The 15897-nt window shown below is 36.1% G+C and carries 17 protein-coding genes and 2 pseudogenes; 4 read left to right on the top strand and 15 right to left on the bottom strand.

What is annotated here, in order from left to right; all coding sequences use genetic code 11:
* Nucleotides 1-546: 546 nt before the first annotated feature.
* The 4 genes from N9I19_RS21315 to N9I19_RS21300 all read right to left on the bottom strand — a co-directional run bounded on the left by N9I19_RS21315 (nt 547) and on the right by N9I19_RS21300 (nt 2257).
* Nucleotides 547-1047: a DinB family protein gene (locus tag N9I19_RS21315; protein ID WP_317778918.1), complete on the bottom strand. Its 501-nt coding sequence runs from the start codon at nt 1045-1047 to the stop codon at nt 547-549.
* A 92-nt stretch (nt 1048-1139) separates the two neighbouring features.
* Nucleotides 1140-1343, bottom strand: a complete 204-nt coding sequence (locus tag N9I19_RS21310; RefSeq protein WP_284469544.1) for a hypothetical protein — start codon at nt 1341-1343, stop codon at nt 1140-1142.
* 236 nt (nt 1344-1579) lie between these two features.
* The gene (locus N9I19_RS21305) at nt 1580-1789 is read right to left on the bottom strand and encodes a hypothetical protein (protein ID WP_061465106.1); all 210 of its coding nucleotides are present in this window, start codon (nt 1787-1789) and stop codon (nt 1580-1582) included.
* Nucleotides 1790-2038: 249 nt separating this feature from the next.
* Complete coding sequence (locus N9I19_RS21300; protein WP_317778917.1) at nt 2039-2257, bottom strand: hypothetical protein; 219 nt, start codon at nt 2255-2257, stop codon at nt 2039-2041.
* A 442-nt stretch (nt 2258-2699) separates the two neighbouring features.
* Here N9I19_RS21300 and N9I19_RS21295 point away from each other — a divergent pair, with 442 nt between their 5' ends.
* Nucleotides 2700-3935 carry an NAD(P)/FAD-dependent oxidoreductase gene (locus tag N9I19_RS21295; protein ID WP_317778916.1) on the top strand — a complete coding sequence of 412 codons (1236 nt, stop codon included), beginning with the start codon at nt 2700-2702 and terminating at the stop codon, nt 3933-3935.
* A 291-nt stretch (nt 3936-4226) separates the two neighbouring features.
* Here N9I19_RS21295 and N9I19_RS21290 read toward each other — a convergent pair whose 3' ends face one another.
* The 11 genes and pseudogenes from N9I19_RS21290 to N9I19_RS21240 all read right to left on the bottom strand — a co-directional run bounded on the left by N9I19_RS21290 (nt 4227) and on the right by N9I19_RS21240 (nt 14029).
* A complete protein-coding gene (locus N9I19_RS21290; RefSeq protein ID WP_317778915.1) occupies nt 4227-4898 on the bottom strand; it encodes an LbetaH domain-containing protein in 672 nt (223 codons plus the stop codon).
* 233 nt (nt 4899-5131) lie between these two features.
* Nucleotides 5132-5512: a hypothetical protein gene (locus N9I19_RS21285; RefSeq protein WP_317778914.1), complete on the bottom strand. Its 381-nt coding sequence runs from the start codon at nt 5510-5512 to the stop codon at nt 5132-5134.
* A gap of 327 nt (nt 5513-5839) precedes the next feature.
* Nucleotides 5840-5983, bottom strand: a pseudogene (locus N9I19_RS21280) (MATE family efflux transporter); the annotation flags it as partial.
* A 98-nt stretch (nt 5984-6081) separates the two neighbouring features.
* Nucleotides 6082-6903: a nickel import ATP-binding protein NikE gene (gene nikE, locus N9I19_RS21275; RefSeq protein WP_317778913.1), complete on the bottom strand. Its 822-nt coding sequence runs from the start codon at nt 6901-6903 to the stop codon at nt 6082-6084.
* Nucleotides 6904-6935: 32 nt separating this feature from the next.
* Nucleotides 6936-7763: a nickel import ATP-binding protein NikD gene (gene nikD / locus N9I19_RS21270; RefSeq protein WP_317778912.1), complete on the bottom strand. Its 828-nt coding sequence runs from the start codon at nt 7761-7763 to the stop codon at nt 6936-6938.
* A gap of 18 nt (nt 7764-7781) precedes the next feature.
* Nucleotides 7782-8612, bottom strand: a complete 831-nt coding sequence (nikC, locus tag N9I19_RS21265; protein WP_317778911.1) for a nickel ABC transporter permease subunit NikC — start codon at nt 8610-8612, stop codon at nt 7782-7784.
* Nucleotides 8609-9553, bottom strand: coding sequence for a nickel ABC transporter permease subunit NikB (nikB, locus tag N9I19_RS21260; RefSeq protein ID WP_317778910.1), 945 nt, complete (start codon nt 9551-9553; stop codon nt 8609-8611). Before nikB ends, nikC begins: the two co-directional genes overlap by 4 nt.
* 20 nt (nt 9554-9573) lie before the next feature.
* Complete coding sequence (gene nikA / locus N9I19_RS21255; protein WP_317778909.1) at nt 9574-11196, bottom strand: nickel ABC transporter substrate-binding protein; 1623 nt, start codon at nt 11194-11196, stop codon at nt 9574-9576.
* 323 nt (nt 11197-11519) lie between these two features.
* The gene (locus tag N9I19_RS21250) at nt 11520-12950 is read right to left on the bottom strand and encodes an IS4 family transposase (RefSeq protein WP_317778908.1); all 1431 of its coding nucleotides are present in this window, start codon (nt 12948-12950) and stop codon (nt 11520-11522) included.
* 313 nt (nt 12951-13263) lie between these two features.
* The gene (locus N9I19_RS21245; RefSeq protein WP_061463521.1) at nt 13264-13563 is read right to left on the bottom strand and encodes a DUF2653 family protein; all 300 of its coding nucleotides are present in this window, start codon (nt 13561-13563) and stop codon (nt 13264-13266) included.
* Between the two features lie 13 nt (nt 13564-13576).
* On the bottom strand, nt 13577-14029 hold the full coding sequence (locus N9I19_RS21240) for a hypothetical protein (RefSeq protein WP_317778907.1): 453 nt from the start codon (nt 14027-14029) through the stop codon (nt 13577-13579).
* A 281-nt stretch (nt 14030-14310) separates the two neighbouring features.
* On the opposite strand from N9I19_RS21240, the gene N9I19_RS21235 reads away from it, so the two are divergent.
* The 3 genes and pseudogenes from N9I19_RS21235 to N9I19_RS21225 all read left to right on the top strand — a co-directional run.
* On the top strand, nt 14311-14409 hold the full coding sequence (locus N9I19_RS21235) for an FbpB family small basic protein (protein WP_125163469.1): 99 nt from the start codon (nt 14311-14313) through the stop codon (nt 14407-14409).
* A 139-nt stretch (nt 14410-14548) separates the two neighbouring features.
* The gene (locus tag N9I19_RS21230; protein ID WP_061463519.1) at nt 14549-14731 is read left to right on the top strand and encodes a hypothetical protein; all 183 of its coding nucleotides are present in this window, start codon (nt 14549-14551) and stop codon (nt 14729-14731) included.
* A 666-nt stretch (nt 14732-15397) separates the two neighbouring features.
* Nucleotides 15398-15661: pseudogene (locus N9I19_RS21225) on the top strand (tyrosine-type recombinase/integrase); the annotation flags it as partial.
* Nucleotides 15662-15897: the final 236 nt, after the last annotated feature.

Here is a 15897-nt window from a genome sequence, read left to right as displayed (position 1 = left end):
TTGCCAATTTCCTTCAAACCATTAAAATCTTCTTCTGTTTTTGCAATCATTTTTATCCTACCTCATTATCTTTTATCGTCAATAAACTATATGAGTATTAATTGTACCTTTATTTTCTCGAAAAATAAAAGCAATGTAAAATATTTGGTACAATCCCCCTCACCTGAATTATTCTTCGATCAAGGAATAGACTACAAAAAGGATCTAGTACATATGACTATACTAGTAATTGGATTTACCTTCCACTTTTCTTATAGAGCTAATCTGCCCCGATAGTTGCATAGGGAAAAGCTGCCTTAAAAACAGCTCCGATCTTAAGCTAACGCACCCGTTAGCCAGTATTGTGGAGGCAATTAACTTATTCTTGCTGGTAATGTTAAATATCGTAGAAGAGTGAGATTACTTTGGAGCAACAATTGTTTGATTAAAGTTATTCGTTAGCTCAAAGAAAGATCTGTGTAAACATCTCTCGATCCTCAACTAACGTCACCTTTTTGAAGAAAAAATGAATTACTCTTCTCTTGCCTATTTATAATGAATAATATTTCAAGAATACCAATAAAAAGCATAATCAGTCATAACTGAAGAATCACCCAACTGATGTAACATAGCTGAAATATTCCCTCTATGATAGGTTCCATGATTCACAACGTGTAAGACCATTTCAGATATACTTGTTTCTCTTAATCCTGCCCATGGATTATCCAACATTATTCTCTGTTCCATATCTTCCCGTCTGTTCAAAAAGGATTTGAACCGAGATGTTAAAGTGTGAAATTCCGTTTCTAAGTCTTCAATTGGCAGTTTCTCAATCTTTTCTTGAATTTGAAATGAAGATTGCATTGCTTCATTCATACTCTGACCCTCGAGGGTATTAAGCCATCCATATTCCACCAAATAGAGATGAGATAAAACCTTTGAAATAGAAGAAAAGACACTTTTCATTTCCTTTTGATATTTCTCAGGAGAAAGTGTCTTAAGATGATCAATAATCCGTTGATTTGCCCATACATGATAGTTATATAGATTTTCTACATGATTTGCCATACAATCGCCTCCTTATCATCACGTTTTTTTATATTCTTTATCAGAATGAATTATTCCTTTAAATATTATTACTTGTTAACACAAACTATGTATTAGTGATCGACTTTTTTCTTATCAAAATCTCCCCATAACCAACTAAAAAGGGAATGAAATGCTACGAAATAGAATGCGTATGCTAAATTCCCTAACCAATTTATCGTTTGCCCCCTGAAGTATTGCAGACCAGAGCTTGCAATATACATGAGTATGAAACCCACTACATAACTAATGAAGAATCTTTTCTTTGTTATTGCCATAAATACAAACCGCTCCTATTCTTTGGCAGGCAATCCAACTATCCTGCCCCGACAGTTGCATAAAGAAAAAGTTTCCTTAAAGATGCTCAATATTCAACGAATGCACCCGTTAGTTTATGAAGGAATATTTGTCTAAACCTGCCCTTAGTGAAAACCACTTTTATTCCCCCTATAAAAATAAAAATAGTGCCAATTTCTTTTTAATAGAAATCGGCACTTCGTTTATTCGCTATACGTTATCGTGTCGCTTTAGGCGGTTGGCACACGTCACATTTACGTTGTTTATTATTTTTAAATTTCGTAAATGTTTTTTCAAAGTTGCTACCACATGTACATTTAAATAGTAACTTTTGAGAAAAACCGTGATATTCCGTCGATAGCAACTTACTTTCCGAATTTTTCTCAACAAATTCTTTAATTTTACCAATCGTCCATTGTTTATTCATTCTCTTACACCTCCATATTTTATCGCTTTGCGGAGGCTTTTCTTGGCATCCGTTCAATTATAAGTAAAAGTAGTAATTATCCTAAGTTACCCATTATAACATGCTGGCACTCAATTAAACAGATGGAAGGTATCTTAATAAACTAAACTTCCCCTTTAGTTCCATAAAGTAAAAGCTGCCTTAAAGAGATCTTAAGCTAACATACCTTAGTTGTAGAAGGTTTTTGCCGAAAATGCACAGCGATGGACTTTACATGCCCCTACTTATAGGGGTTTTTTCAGGAGTACAGGTCAGGTATTTTCGGGATACAGCATTAAAATATCCTACATCAATAATTGCTTTTTCTCCTTTATCAGGGCATTGAATATGCGTCAGCTGAAGTGATTCATTGATGATGACCAAGTCTATTGCGTCTAATTCTTTTTTGCAGCACAAACATTTTACAGGCAGTAAGTTTTCTTTCTCCATTAAAGAAGCCCCCTTTTTGATAAATAGGTATTCTTTATTTCTAGTTGCTAATCCTACCTGTTCACATAACCGTCAAAAATTCCTTTTTCCATTACATGTTTAGTTGGTGTCTATATAGATTGTTCAACCAGTCTTCCCTGATAGCTCCTTAAAGTAAAAGCTGCCTTAAAGACAGCTCTGATCTTCAGTAAACGCATCTTGAATAAGAATATTACTTCTGGTTTGCGACCTCCATTACAATTCGAGAAACTAACCTGAATTATCATTCCAATTTTCACCACAAATTCTTTTTAATTGTAAATCAACTGGGAATTTTCTGTACTTATTTCATTTTAACTTCCATACTTTATGTATGTAGTATATTCTTATCAATTACTTTAACTTCAGAACTCTGCTAATGAATAAGCAAGTTAATAATTGTACTTGAAAATGGAGTGATACGATGAATAAGACGTATGATGTCATCATTACCGGTGCTAGATGTGCCGGCTCTACCTTGGCGATTTACCTTGCTAATGCAGGTTTCCATGTGTTGTTGGTGGACCGATCGACTTTTCCAAGGGACACATTATCAACCCATACATTTTTCAATAATACTGTCGCTCTTCTTCGAGAAATAGGGGTCCTGGACAAGTTATTGGAAACAAAAGCACCACCGGTACGGGATATTAAATTTCAATTTGAGGATACCGTTATAGAAGGTCTCATCCCTGAGGTTTCTGGAGAGGACAGTTGTTATTGCATTAGAAGAACTTATCTCGATCATATCCTACTGGAACAAGCCAAATCTCAAATGAATGTAACCGTTTTAGAAGGGTTCCGTGTGACGGATGTCATCCGTGATGACGAAACAGTAATAGGCGTGAAAGGTGTAGACGCCAACAACGAGAAACAAGAATTTTTAGCTCGCCTTGTAGTCGGGGCAGACGGCCGATCCTCTATTATTCGCAAGCTGGTAAACAGTGAACTCAAAATAAGCATTTCGGCAACAGTCGGCATTTATTTCGGGTATTTCTCTGGATTTCGCCACGATAATGTCCCTAAATTTGAAGTATACAAAAGAAAAGAAAACACAGCCATTCTCTTTCCGACGAATGATGACTTATATGTTATTACCGGCATTTTCCCATTAGAAAATAAGGAATTGATAGAACGGTTGAAATTAAATCCGGAAAGCTGTCTACGGAATCTCTTAACAGATAACTTTCCGAATACAACAATTGGGGCGCGCTTGAAAAATGCCGAACTAGTAGAACCGGTCAAAGGCATCCTCGGATATGACAATTACTGGTATGAAGGAATGGGAAAAGGATGGGCGTTGGTTGGAGATGCAGTTTGTTTTAAAGATCCTGGCATGGCGCAGGGTATCCATGATGCTATATGTGGAGCACGTATATTATCCACTATTCTATCAAAATATAAGGGACAATCCGATCAATCAAATCAAATGTCTGAAGAATATCAAAAGGCAATAGAAGATGAGTTTATGGTTCGGTTTCACATGGGATGCCAAATTTCGAAGAATGAACAAATATCTGAACAACAGGATGCTGTCAACAAACTAATCAGTTCCCATCCAGAGGCAATAGAAAAGTTTTTAGGGATTTACAATTACGCAAACGAGCCCGCTGTTTTAGAAAAAGAACTCGCACGAATTATGCAGTCGATCCGGCAATGATTTTTAGAAATTACGGGATTCAAGAGGATCGTTTGATCAATCTTTACTTTAAAGCTACAGTTGATTCTTTTTTCAGCGAATGCTTTAGGACAATTAGAGAAATAAAAAAGGGCATTTCCTAACGTCAGGAAATGCTTTTTTTTGCTGAGATTTTGCTTTGTTTACAAAATACCGAAATTTTGGGCGGTACCCATTCTATACGTCTTTTTCGAGGACAAAAAACGACAAAACAAATAAAAAGTAATAAAAATAATATACGTCTAAAATAGCACTTAAAGTAAGTGTAAATTATCAATAGGCAAACCCGCATGAGCAACGGTTTTTCCCAAATAACAGATGATAAGATGCGGGGAATTCCTGATTGACTCGTTGAACTTCATATGCAAACTCCTTATCATCCTTTGGTACGGGCGAAAGTGCATCCGCTTTTTCTTGAGAATCAATATTAGCACCAGGTGGTACGAACCTGCCAGGTGGAATTCGAACGCCATTTGTTACTACTGCATTATAAGCAATAAATGAACCTCTCCCTACAATTGCGGTATAAACAATCGAATTAAAACCAACAAATACTTCGTCTGCTATATAACAAGGACCATGTATAAGGGCACCATGAGCAATGGTCACTTCATTTCCAACGAAGATAGAATACCTCTTTTTTCCAGATGTGATCCTTTTATTTAATAAACCATGTAAAATCACCCCGTCCTGGATATTTGTATTAGAACCTATATAAAAAGGGGTTCCTTCATCCGCACGTATGCTTACATTAGGAGCTACAAAAACATTGTTTCTAATTGTAACATCCCCTATGACACTGGAAAACTGACTTACAAAAGCTGTTTTATCAATTTCAGGAAAACGTTGAACAGGATTAAATGAAGTAACAGGGTTGGGGCTTATGAATGGTTCAAAACAGTGAGAATTGTTATTAGAGGAGTTTGATCCTTTTTTTTCTCTCAAGTTATCACCTCCTTCACAATCTAATGGTGTTTAGTTAGTTTATGTAGGAAGATTGGGTGAGGAATGGGCTTCATTAAAACAGTAATAATATCAGGTTACTATCCCTTTAATTGCATAAAGAAAAAGCTTCCTTAAAAACAGCTCTGATTTTCAGCTAACGCACACGTTTGTAAAAGACAAAAAGGCATTAGCCCTTATTCAATAAAGAGTTCTTTAGCAAAAACATCAATGCTTTAGTCTTTCTTTTTCCAAGACATTAAATCAAAAAAAGCCAATCCAAATGATACACCCAAAGGAATACCTAAATCCCAAACCTCCATTTCCGAACGTTTAAAAAAATAAGAAAGAAGATAGTTCAAAGCACTTAAAGAAATAAACCAAGTAATAAACGTAAAAAGCCTTTTTCTTATTTGAATCCAATTTAACTTTCTTGTATTCGCAATAACTAAAAAGATGGAGAACAAACCATATAGAAGAAGATAAATTAGATATCCTATGATAAATTTAAAAGAAAGCGAAGTATCAATATCCTTATATATTATAAATATCGTAAGTATGGTTCCTGCCAAAAGTACAATAGACAAAATTATGTTTAATGAAATATATTTCTTCATCTTTTACCCCTTTACCTTCAAAGTCTTGATTTCTTTTGATTATCTCAAAATATCAGAACTTATGTATTGGTAACTCATTCCTTGTTGAACTATCCAGCCCCAATAGTTCCATAAAAAAAGCTGTCTTAAAGACAGCTCCAGACTGTAGACAAATTCGATTTTCATCGAGTTGAACTGCCCCGTACTGGGATCCCGGTAGGAATTCCGTGACAATCTTGTTTTGAAATCCTGCGAATAAGCGAGTATACGTGAGCATTATCTATTAAACTGTGGGAGTTCATTAGGAAACCCTGTATTGAAACAAAGAAAAGAAATAAAGTGACAACTTATGCTGCCTACTGCAACTCCTCCATTACACGCCGGATCTGGAAGATGGCCAACAACTGCTGTATCCTCAGCCCCTAATAAAGGGGTTGTCATCGTTGAAATCGTTAAGGGGTTGGCTAAAGCAAGGTAAGTTCGATGATCCATCTTTTCCCTCCAATATGTTCTTCAGAAAAAACATAAACAAGGGCCTCGATTTTCAAGTGGAAATCGAGGCCTTTCAATCAATAAATATACATTCTAGACTAGGTCTTGTTAATCCTCGTTGGAAGAGAACGAAAACGTGGATGCTCAGCAAGGATAGAACCTCTCATCTGTTTGACGACAGGGTGTTCTGATGAAAAAAACTGATTTTTAGAATCGTAAAACTCGATTAATTCTCCTTTTTCTAGTACACCGAAAGTATCCGCGATTGAATAGGCCGCTTTAATATCATGTGTAATAAAAAAATAAGCTAAGCCGAAGTCTTTTTTTAACTCACTTAATAATTCTAAAATTAGTGTTTGATTAACCATATCCAGACTGCTTACGGATTCGTCTAAGACGATTAGCAGTGGCTTAAGAGAGATTGCTCTAGCAATATTAATTCTTTGCAATTGTCCACCGCTAAATTGGTGTGGGTATTTTTTTAAATCCTTCTCACTTAGGCCTACTCTTTCCAATAACTCAATAACGGTTCTTCTTTGTTCGGCTACGGTTAGTTTTTCATAGTTTTCTAATGGCTCTCCTATAATATGCTCGGCTGTCATTCGTGGATTGACAGATGAATACGAATCTTGAAAGACGACTTGTAGATCACGGCGTATCTTTTGTCGAATGAGCTTATCAGCAGTATAAATATCATGCCCTTGAAACAGAACTTGTCCTTGCTGTGGACGTTCTAATCCAAGAATCACTTTTCCTAATGTGCTTTTTCCAGCTCCACTCGTCCCAAGTAGTCCTAAACATGTTCCTTCGTCAATAGAGAGAAAAATGTCAGTGAGGACTTTTTTTGAATGGTCTTTCCTTTTAAAAAACGTATGAGAATTATAGCTATGGGTTACTGCTTTTACTTGTAATAAACTCATTTGTTCACCCCTCAAAGAATGCAATCCATATATCACAACATATGGATGATAGGTTCTTCATGATTTAAGATAAGGCGGGCATTTAGCAGTTTCTTTGTATACTCATGCTGCGGATTATCAAATAATTCAAATACATTTGCAGTTTCTACCATTCTGCCATGTTGCATGACGACTACATCATCTGCCATTTCAGAAATGACTCCCAGATCATGAGAAATGAGTAAAATGGATGTTCCATATTCAGAACGAATTTTATCCAAGTGACGAAGTACTTGTAATTGGTTATGAACGTCGAGTGCAGTTGTCGGCTCATCAGCAATAATAACGGAAGGATTTAAACATGCGGCCATCGCAATCATCACGCGTTGAAGCATACCTCCACTCAATTGAAAAGGATAGCTTTTTAATAGTTTCGCGGGATATGGCAGGTTTACATTTTGCATCGCATCGATGGCAAGCTCTTTTGCTTGTTTTTTATCCAATGAGGTATGAGACCTAATCGTTTCGATAAATTGATTGCCAATTGTAAAAACAGGCGTAAATGAATTCATCGGATTTTGCATAATAAAAGCAATATCCTTGCCACGAATTTCACGTATTTCTTTATCGTCTAAACCATTCAATTCTCGTCCTTGGAGTGTAATGCTACCTTCAATCGTCGTTGTTTTCCGATCAAGAAGCTGCAGAATGGACATACTCGTAACGGTTTTACCACTCCCACTTTCCCCAACAAGACCAAGTACCTTCCCTTTTTCCAGTTCAAAATTAATATCCTGAACGATGGTGGAAGCACCATCTTTTGTTCGTACCTGTACATGTAGATCGCTCACTTTTAATACATTCGATCGTTCTGTTCTCAATCTTCTCATTCCTTTTTATTAACGACGTTTGACTCCAAAACGTTCTGATAGCGCTTCGCCTAATAAATTAAAGGTGACAACAACGAGCATAATCATCAAACCTGGATATAGCATTAATTCTGGATTCGCCCGAATATACGATTTCCCTTCATTAATCATTGCTCCCCATTCTGGTGTAGGGGATTGCACACCTAAACCTAGAAAAGACATGGCGGATATATCCATGATGGCCCAGCCCATTTCTAATGTACCCATAACAGCGAGCGGAGGGAGAACATTTGGAACTATATGTTTCTTTATTATCTTCCATTGAGAAGAACCACTTATTTTAGCTGCCGCTATATAGTTTTGTTCTTTCAGACTAAGTACCATACCTCGAAAAATTCTCGCGTAATACACCCATTGCACAAGCATCAATGCTAAGATGACTTGTTTAAGGCCAGGTCCCAATATACCAACAAGTCCAAGAATGAGCAAGAGATTAGGAAATGCCATAACACCATCACAAAGTCTCATTAGCACCTGGTCCACCCATCCACCTTTATAACCAGCAATGGTTCCAACAATCAAACCTAAGCCTAAAGATGAAATAAAGATTAATGTGGCAAATCCTAACGAAATGCGGGCTCCATATAAGATGCGTGATAACGTGCATCTTCCTAAATAATCAGTTCCCAATGGATACTCAAAGGAAGAGGGCTGTAGTTTATTAGCTAAATTGACAGCAATAGGATCATTTGGTGCAATCCAAGGAGCCAAGATCGTGATGATAAATAGGAAGCTCAATATTATCGAACAAAGGACAATCACTTTCTGACTTCTCATCATAATGCGAAGACTTGTTATCATTGATGTTGCCCTCCTTTTCTGGAGATGCGCGGGTCGATAAACATTTGAATAAGGTCAACAATCAAGTTACTAATAATGAATAGTCCCGCTGCTAAAAGCACATAGCATTGAATGACAGGAACATCCCGGTTAAAAATAGCTTCAATAAAATAACGACCAAATCCGGGCCAGGAAAAGACCGCTTCGACGATAATGGTTCCAGTCAGTAGCTTTCCTAAATTCATCCCTAGTCCAGTAATCATAGGGGATATGGCTATTCTCAATACATGTTTTCCCATAATGACTTTTTCATGAATCCCTCTTGTGCGAGTAAAAAGGATATAAGGTTCCTGTAAATTTTCAAGAACGCTAGCACGTAATAATCGAGTATACAGGGCTATTAATGGCAAAGCTAAAGTAACGGAAGGGAGAACCAAATGTTTCCAAGTCCCGATCCCTTCAACGGGGAATAGGTCGAGTTTAACAGAAAAGAAGAAGATCAATAAATAACCAAGCCAAAAAGAGGGGATGGATGCCCCGAAAAAAGAGAGAAGTCGACTAAAATGGTCAATACCACTGTTTTTCTTTATGCCTGCCAAAAAACCAAGAGGGACACTGACCAGGACCGCTAATATGATGCTACATAAAGCTAACTGAATAGTCGCTGGCATTCTATAGGTTACCTCATCCCAAACAGGTTTATTCGAAACATAAGATATGCCAAAATCAAATTGGCATATCTTAATGATAGAGTTTACATATTGAACATAGAGAGGTTGATCTAAGCCAAACTCATGCCTTTTCTGAGCCAACATCTCATCTGTGGGCTGGATATGTGCTGCCGATAAATATGCCTCGGCTGGGTCCACGGGTGAAAGGTGAATCATTCCAAACATTAGAAGGATGGCCAAAATAAAGATGGGAATAATGGCCATAATTCGTTTCAAGATATACGTGCCCATGAAAATCCTCCTGTAACTTACTACTCGATGCTAATTCCTGTGAATGGATGTTCATCCCGGTTAGCAGGGAATGTAAAATTAGATATATCTTTTTGATAAACAGCTATTTTCTTAATATAAGAAATAGGTACAATCGCTCCTTGGTCTTGTAATGATTCCAATATAGTTGAGTAAAGTTCTTGACGTTCCTTTTCATCTTTTATTTTGGGAACATCTGCAATTTGTTTTAACAACTTATCTCTGTTCGGATAAGATGAAATGGCCTCGTTAAATCCATATCCTTTTGAACCAACGATGTTTACGAAAGTATGGGGATCATATGGTGCGCCATAGTTACTAAAGAAATTCAATTCAAAATCATTAGCTTTAAATCTTTGAATTTGTACCGTAAGCTCAACTCCAACGATATTTAATTTAACACCTAGTGCCGCCCACTCAGATTGTAATGTTTCCGCCATTGCTTTTTGAATTGATTCTGCAGAGTCGTACATTAACTCGATTTCAAGTGGTTTACCGTCTTTTTCACGAACGCTTTTTCCTTTTGGCAGCTTCCATCCTGCTTCATCTAATAAAGCTTTTGCTTTTTTAACATTATAATCAATCGGTGTTACATCAATGTCTGAAGCATAAGGAAAGTTTGTCGGTAAAATAAAATCTGCCTTCTCTTCCACCCCAGAAGTAACTCCGTCAACCATTGCTTTTTTATTAAATCCATATTGTAACGCTTGACGAACACGTAAATCTGATAGCTGTTCTTTCTTCGTATTCATAACTAGTTGTCTTGTCGCAACCGGATCAGAAATACTAGTCTTATAGCTACCTGTTTTTTCTAATTGTTTGAAAGTATCTAGACTGATAACGCCTTCACCATAAATAAGGTCTAAGTCACCTTTTTCAAAAGCAAGGACTCGGGTTTCAGCATCAGGAATGATCTTGATTTTGATTTTCTTTACTTTAGGGAGTTCACCCCAATAATTTTCATTACGTTTGAAAATAGCATATTCATCTGCTTTATATTCTTCCAAAATCCATGGACCTGTACCGACTGGTTTTGTAATACCTTTTGAAGTGTCACCATCTTTAGGGAATCCAGCATCACCTAAGAAACGGACTGGACGTACGACGGCTAACTCTTGAATAGTAGGATAATACGGCTCCTTTAATGTTAGTTTAAACGTATTTTGGTCAATTACTTCCGTATGATCTACTTTCGGAATAAAGCCCAACCAACTATGTAAATCAACATTTTTCAATATAGCATCAAAGTTCTTTTTAACAATTTCAGCATTAAAGCTTGTACCGTCTGAAAACTTCACATCTTGACGTAGATTGAACGTATACTCCTTCCCATCCTTGGAAATTTTCCAAGATTTTGCTAAATGTGGTTTCAGCTCGCCCCCATCTTGGTAGCTAACCAAAGGTTCATATACCATCGATTGAGCGAATAATTGAGAAGGATTATAGACATGCGGATTCATTTCACCTATATCCCTAGGCCAAGCAAAAGTAAGCATGTCTTTACTATCTTTATTTGATTTTGAAATTTCTTTTGATTCATTTGTACATCCAAGTAAAAGCGTTGATAAAATTAAAACGATTGCTGATATATATAACACTTGTTTGCTGTTTCTTCTTTTTGACATGAATTGGTGCCTCCAGTACCATATTGAGAATCATTTTCAATTCTAAAGAGTAACTATATTATTGTCAATATAATGTCTGAACTCTCGAAAAGTATAATAAAAAAACACCATCCTTTCTCGTAAACTATTTACGATAAGCATAGCGTTTTTTTATTTTAGAAGGTATTGTTTTAACTTAGGTTGATGGGCTTGGGGTCCTACCACATGCCCATCAAGCTAAGCGCACAAGAGATAATATAAAAGTGTGTTCTCTTTAATTTGCTATGGTAACACTAAAAATGCGCATGACAAAAAAACCATCAAATAGGTTTTTTAAAAAAATATTAGGCAGCTTTAAGTTTTTGTGACGTACAATCATACACAATACCTAAGATATCAAAGACCGTTTTCTTGTTATAACGATGACATTTCCGTCCGTTTTTCTCCAAAAGGTGAAACAGACATAGAAAAATTTTTGATAATTCTTTGGCGTCCTTTTGTAATCCTTGATAAAACAATAAATAATAGTCTTTTATTATATAGATGGATTTATATTCACTTAACTCCTTCTTTTTCTTATCTAAAAGTAACTGACGCATACTAAACATCGTAGATGAACAGAGTAAAATGCTAATAAGTTGCCCATACAAGTGACACTCTAAGCGTTCCCTCTTAATCTCTTTGCACTTGTCAATTTGAAAGAAAGATTTCCATGTCTTAAATAGAATTTCAATCTGCCAACGTAACGAATACAGTTCATGAATATGTTCCGTTGGAACGTCTTCTAAAGAAAGATTTGTAATATATACGTTCATTCCACTTAATCGTTTGCTTCGGTCTCTATAGATAATGCCCTTCTTCTTTTCTTTTTTTGCTTGTTCTTTCAATCTTTTCTCTGTTTGTACCTCAGTTAGTCGATGAATAATCACTCGGGCGGGTAGTTTTTGATACAGCCCAATGTATGCTTCTGAAATTTCAAGTGTTTGACCAGGTTGTAATTGATTCATAAGCTCTTCCGTGTCTAACTGAATAAAGAGAGTACCTTTCTTCACAGTCCCATTTCGAAAAAACTCTGGTTCATCATTCTTACGATATATACGAGAATTCAACTTCAAACGTGAGACATAGTAAGCACCTTCATCATTCATTTTCTGTAAGTCGTGTAAGTCGAAATACCCTAAATCCCTTATGTATAAGTCTTTCGGTTGAATGGTTAGTAGACTCGTGGAACCGAAGGTTTTATCATTTTCTCTCCCTTCTCCTACATAAACGTGGAGGAACTTCCCACTCAATAAGTCATATTCAAGTTGGATTTTAACACCTGCGGTATGGCTACTTCCGCCAGAACCTTGATAATGTGAAGCAAACTTATCTGGAAGTTGAAATGTTGTAGAATCTAGGATCCGAATACGTTTAAAAGTCGTGGAGTATGGATGAAGTATTTCTTGTGTTGAATGAATTCTTTGAGTTAGAAGATTAGCTAGAACTTGTTGAAGAAACTGTACGGCTGAACCATTAAATCGTTGATTAAGCCCTTCAGGGCTCATGAGGACACCTGTAGATGCTTCGAGACGGCTACACAATTGTGTGAGTGGTGTACTCGCAACCTGTTGACTAAGCCATACACATAAAGCAATTAATTCTTGTGCTTGATATTTACTTGTACGTTGAACAAACCCAACTTTTTTAGCTAATTGTTGTAGAGAAGACGGAGATAAGTAGTTTTGAAGTTCTTGAGAAAAGAGATTCATTTCGTCTGAAACAGAAAAACTCATAGAAAACGCCATCCTTCCTGTATATTTCTACAAAAAGAATAGCGCTTTTTTCGTTATGATGATACAAATTCACCTTAGCTTGATGGCGATGTGGCTGTACCCCATTTAACAAAGGAACTTAAATCTGTATCTTAATAAAAAACACTATAATTATAGGAGAAGCTCATTAAAAAGAAGCCTTGTTATATAAAGATTAAGGCTTCTTTTTATTTTACATTTATATATGTCTTTTTATAATGAATCAAAATTATAATGAGAGAACCTATTAATTCCTGTACACAAATGTCCGGAAGTTTCTTGTCGAAACTAATTACTAATTATTTAATACTTGGATAGATGCAGTAAATCCATCCTTTTCAGAAAAGGATAAATTAACTTGTAAATGATCAGCAACGAACTGATGATAGTCCTGTAAGTATACTGCAACAGCATCAATGATGTCTTGTTCATACAATCGTGTGGCACGTCCTAATGCTAAAGTAGAAGCAGCAAGCCCAAGAGAAGGGTGAAACTCCAAATCTACTTCTACCTGTTGAGGTTCGATGCTTTCTTTTACCGCAATATAAATACAAATACTATCCACAAGATCTTGTTCATTAAATAGTACTTCCATCTTAAATTTCTCCTTAATATCTTCTTCTTGTAAAGATGTTTTTAATTACCCAGATGATGACTAAAATCAAAAGTATATCCACAAGAATTCCCAAAAAGGAAAATCCATTTGAAGCATTACTTCCATATGCACCATTATAATTTCCTCCAAATGGATGAAGCATATGGCCTAAAAGTGCCCCCGTTCCAAACGCTGCAGCATGAGTCAGTATACTTTTTGTTCGTGAAGGTGGGGTCTGGTTATAAGTCGTGTGAGAGTTAGAACGTAATGGCGTTCTTGTAACGTTGCTTGATGGGGACTTATATCCAGAATGATAAGTTCCACTTGAATATGTGCCCCTACTTGAATGAGAACTGAACGAAGAACTGTGACTGAAAGAACTATGACCACTAAATCCTTTTGCCTGAGCAATATTTGGTAAAGCTATTGCAAATATTAATACAAAAATTAAGGTCAATTTTTTCATTACAATTACTCCTGTCTTTATTAATCTAATATAGCCAATTTTTAATAAAGTTTCTTTCCTAGAAGGCTTATTTTGATGTTACTATACCACTTAATTTATAGATTTCTACTAATTTCATCTATTTTTAATGTAATTTTAAGGTGAATTTTAGGGTGAATATAAATGATTAAGAAAAGTAAACAGATTTTCAATTAAACGTTATAATGATACTTGTTTACGTACTAAACTAAACAGTAAGAAAGAAGTGCCATTACGAGAAAGTTACCCCTCCTTTTCAAAGCCTGGTCAATGAAAACAGACATAAAATATTAGGAGATAAAAAGGTCATGGAAAAAATTGAAGCTCGCCAGGGGCAGACTATAAAGATGAAAACGAAATAAGAGTAGAATAAAAACATCCTATCTAAACGGATGTTTTTTTTTGTGGTAATGCGGTTGCATTCCTAGGTAAATGTGTTTTTTGCAGGATTTCCCACCTGCTATATCGAACCTAGAAAGTCACGGGAAAGGGGCTGTTAATATGAATTCAAAAGAACAAAAGAGGTTTGCAACTACTAGAGAACAAATGGAGAATGCTAAAGAACGAACTGATTTATCATCTGAGTTAGAAAAAGACTTAGAGAATTTAGGATTACAACGACGAATGAAGCAATTAGAGTTGGAAAACAAGTTCCTAAAAAAACAGAACGATGAACTAGTTTAATTCACAGCACCCGTTCAGGGGTGCTGTTTCAACATTTTAACACTTTTACGTCAGAACCCCCTATCTATGATCAATACTTTCTCTCAGGACAAACAAATAAAAAAGATGATTTACTCTCTTTTTATTTAATTCATCTCCCTCCATCTATGTATGTTTTATGATGAGATTCCATTAATCGCTCTTCACATTAAATCAACAGAAGATGACTGTCTTTGATATTCTTGGGGTTGTGTATCAAACGACGGTGAAGGATAGACAAGCTGCCTAGCAAAAAATATCGCTTTTTTCAAGGTTTCTTTGACATGCCTAATTTCCCAGTACTGGGTAGTTTTGAATCAATATTATTTGGCTCTATTAATTTATGTTGTTAGCTTGATGGCGATGGGGTCCTACCAACAAAACGCGGAAAACATACATTAAGGAAAATACTGTAGTAAACAACGAGTATAGTCTGTAAATCCATACCAATAACGGTTATTAAACTGCTATTTTGGTGATTTGTTTTTGGTTATAGAAAATCTTTAAGAAATCCACGTTACGAACTACATCTTAAACTTCACCAAAAACGAGGGTTTATGGTGAAAAATATCTTTAGCGTATAAAAAACTGCTTTTTCATTCCAAAATATGTCTTAGCGTATGTTTTTTGCGAAATGTTGGCGGTAGGCCGTCTAGAAAGGGAGAACGCCCCATTCCCCCTACTCAGGCCTACAGGCAGTTAAATAAGGCTGCAGAGTTTGCTGGCGTAGAACATGTCGGCAACCATACTTTAAGGAAAACGTTTGGCTATTGGTTTTACAAGGCTACGAAGGATATTGCCATGTTGCAACGGATCCTTCATCATTCCCATCCTTCCGTCACCCTGCGTTATATCGGCATTACCGAAGAAGAAACGAATAACGTATTGAAAACATTTAGTGTTTTTCACTAAGGCTCCAATTTCATTCATGTTGATCGTTAACAAAAAGAAAAGGAACACTTTCTTGGTTCTTTGAGATGTCTTATGTGGGGTAGCGTCAGGAAAATGCGGATTTACAACGATAAGCCAAATTTTCAAGACGATTACCCCACTATGATGATGGCAAAACAAATATATGATCAAGTAAACTACGTAAAACTCTATTTTTCTATCATTTCTGGCATCTGAAGTAATTGTGACAAATGTGC

This window comes from Peribacillus sp. CSMR9 (genome assembly GCF_033141925.1).
Taxonomy (GTDB): domain Bacteria; phylum Bacillota; class Bacilli; order Bacillales; family DSM-1321; genus Peribacillus; species Peribacillus simplex_A.
This window is presented reverse-complemented; position numbering and strand designations above follow the sequence as displayed.

Excerpts from the sequence above, each read along its gene's own strand:
- N9I19_RS21315 (WP_317778918.1), bottom strand. The coding sequence starts at position 1,047 with ATGGCAAATCATGTAGAAAATCTATATAACTATCATGTATGGGCAAAT.
- N9I19_RS21310 (WP_284469544.1), bottom strand. The coding sequence starts at position 1,343 with ATGGCAATAACAAAGAAAAGATTCTTCATTAGTTATGTAGTGGGTTTC.
- N9I19_RS21305 (WP_061465106.1), bottom strand. The coding sequence starts at position 1,789 with ATGAATAAACAATGGACGATTGGTAAAATTAAAGAATTTGTTGAGAAA.
- N9I19_RS21300 (WP_317778917.1), bottom strand. The coding sequence starts at position 2,257 with ATGGAGAAAGAAAACTTACTGCCTGTAAAATGTTTGTGCTGCAAAAAA.
- N9I19_RS21295 (WP_317778916.1), top strand. The coding sequence starts at position 2,700 with ATGAATAAGACGTATGATGTCATCATTACCGGTGCTAGATGTGCCGGC.
- N9I19_RS21285 (WP_317778914.1), bottom strand. The coding sequence starts at position 5,512 with ATGAAGAAATATATTTCATTAAACATAATTTTGTCTATTGTACTTTTG.
- nikE (WP_317778913.1), bottom strand. The coding sequence starts at position 6,903 with ATGAGTTTATTACAAGTAAAAGCAGTAACCCATAGCTATAATTCTCAT.
- nikC (WP_317778911.1), bottom strand. The coding sequence starts at position 8,612 with ATGATAACAAGTCTTCGCATTATGATGAGAAGTCAGAAAGTGATTGTC.
- nikB (WP_317778910.1), bottom strand. The coding sequence starts at position 9,553 with ATGGGCACGTATATCTTGAAACGAATTATGGCCATTATTCCCATCTTT.
- nikA (WP_317778909.1), bottom strand. The coding sequence starts at position 11,196 with ATGTCAAAAAGAAGAAACAGCAAACAAGTGTTATATATATCAGCAATC.
- N9I19_RS21250 (WP_317778908.1), bottom strand. The coding sequence starts at position 12,950 with ATGAGTTTTTCTGTTTCAGACGAAATGAATCTCTTTTCTCAAGAACTT.
- N9I19_RS21245 (WP_061463521.1), bottom strand. The coding sequence starts at position 13,563 with ATGGAAGTACTATTTAATGAACAAGATCTTGTGGATAGTATTTGTATT.
- N9I19_RS21240 (WP_317778907.1), bottom strand. The coding sequence starts at position 14,029 with ATGAAAAAATTGACCTTAATTTTTGTATTAATATTTGCAATAGCTTTA.
- N9I19_RS21230 (WP_061463519.1), top strand. The coding sequence starts at position 14,549 with ATGAATTCAAAAGAACAAAAGAGGTTTGCAACTACTAGAGAACAAATG.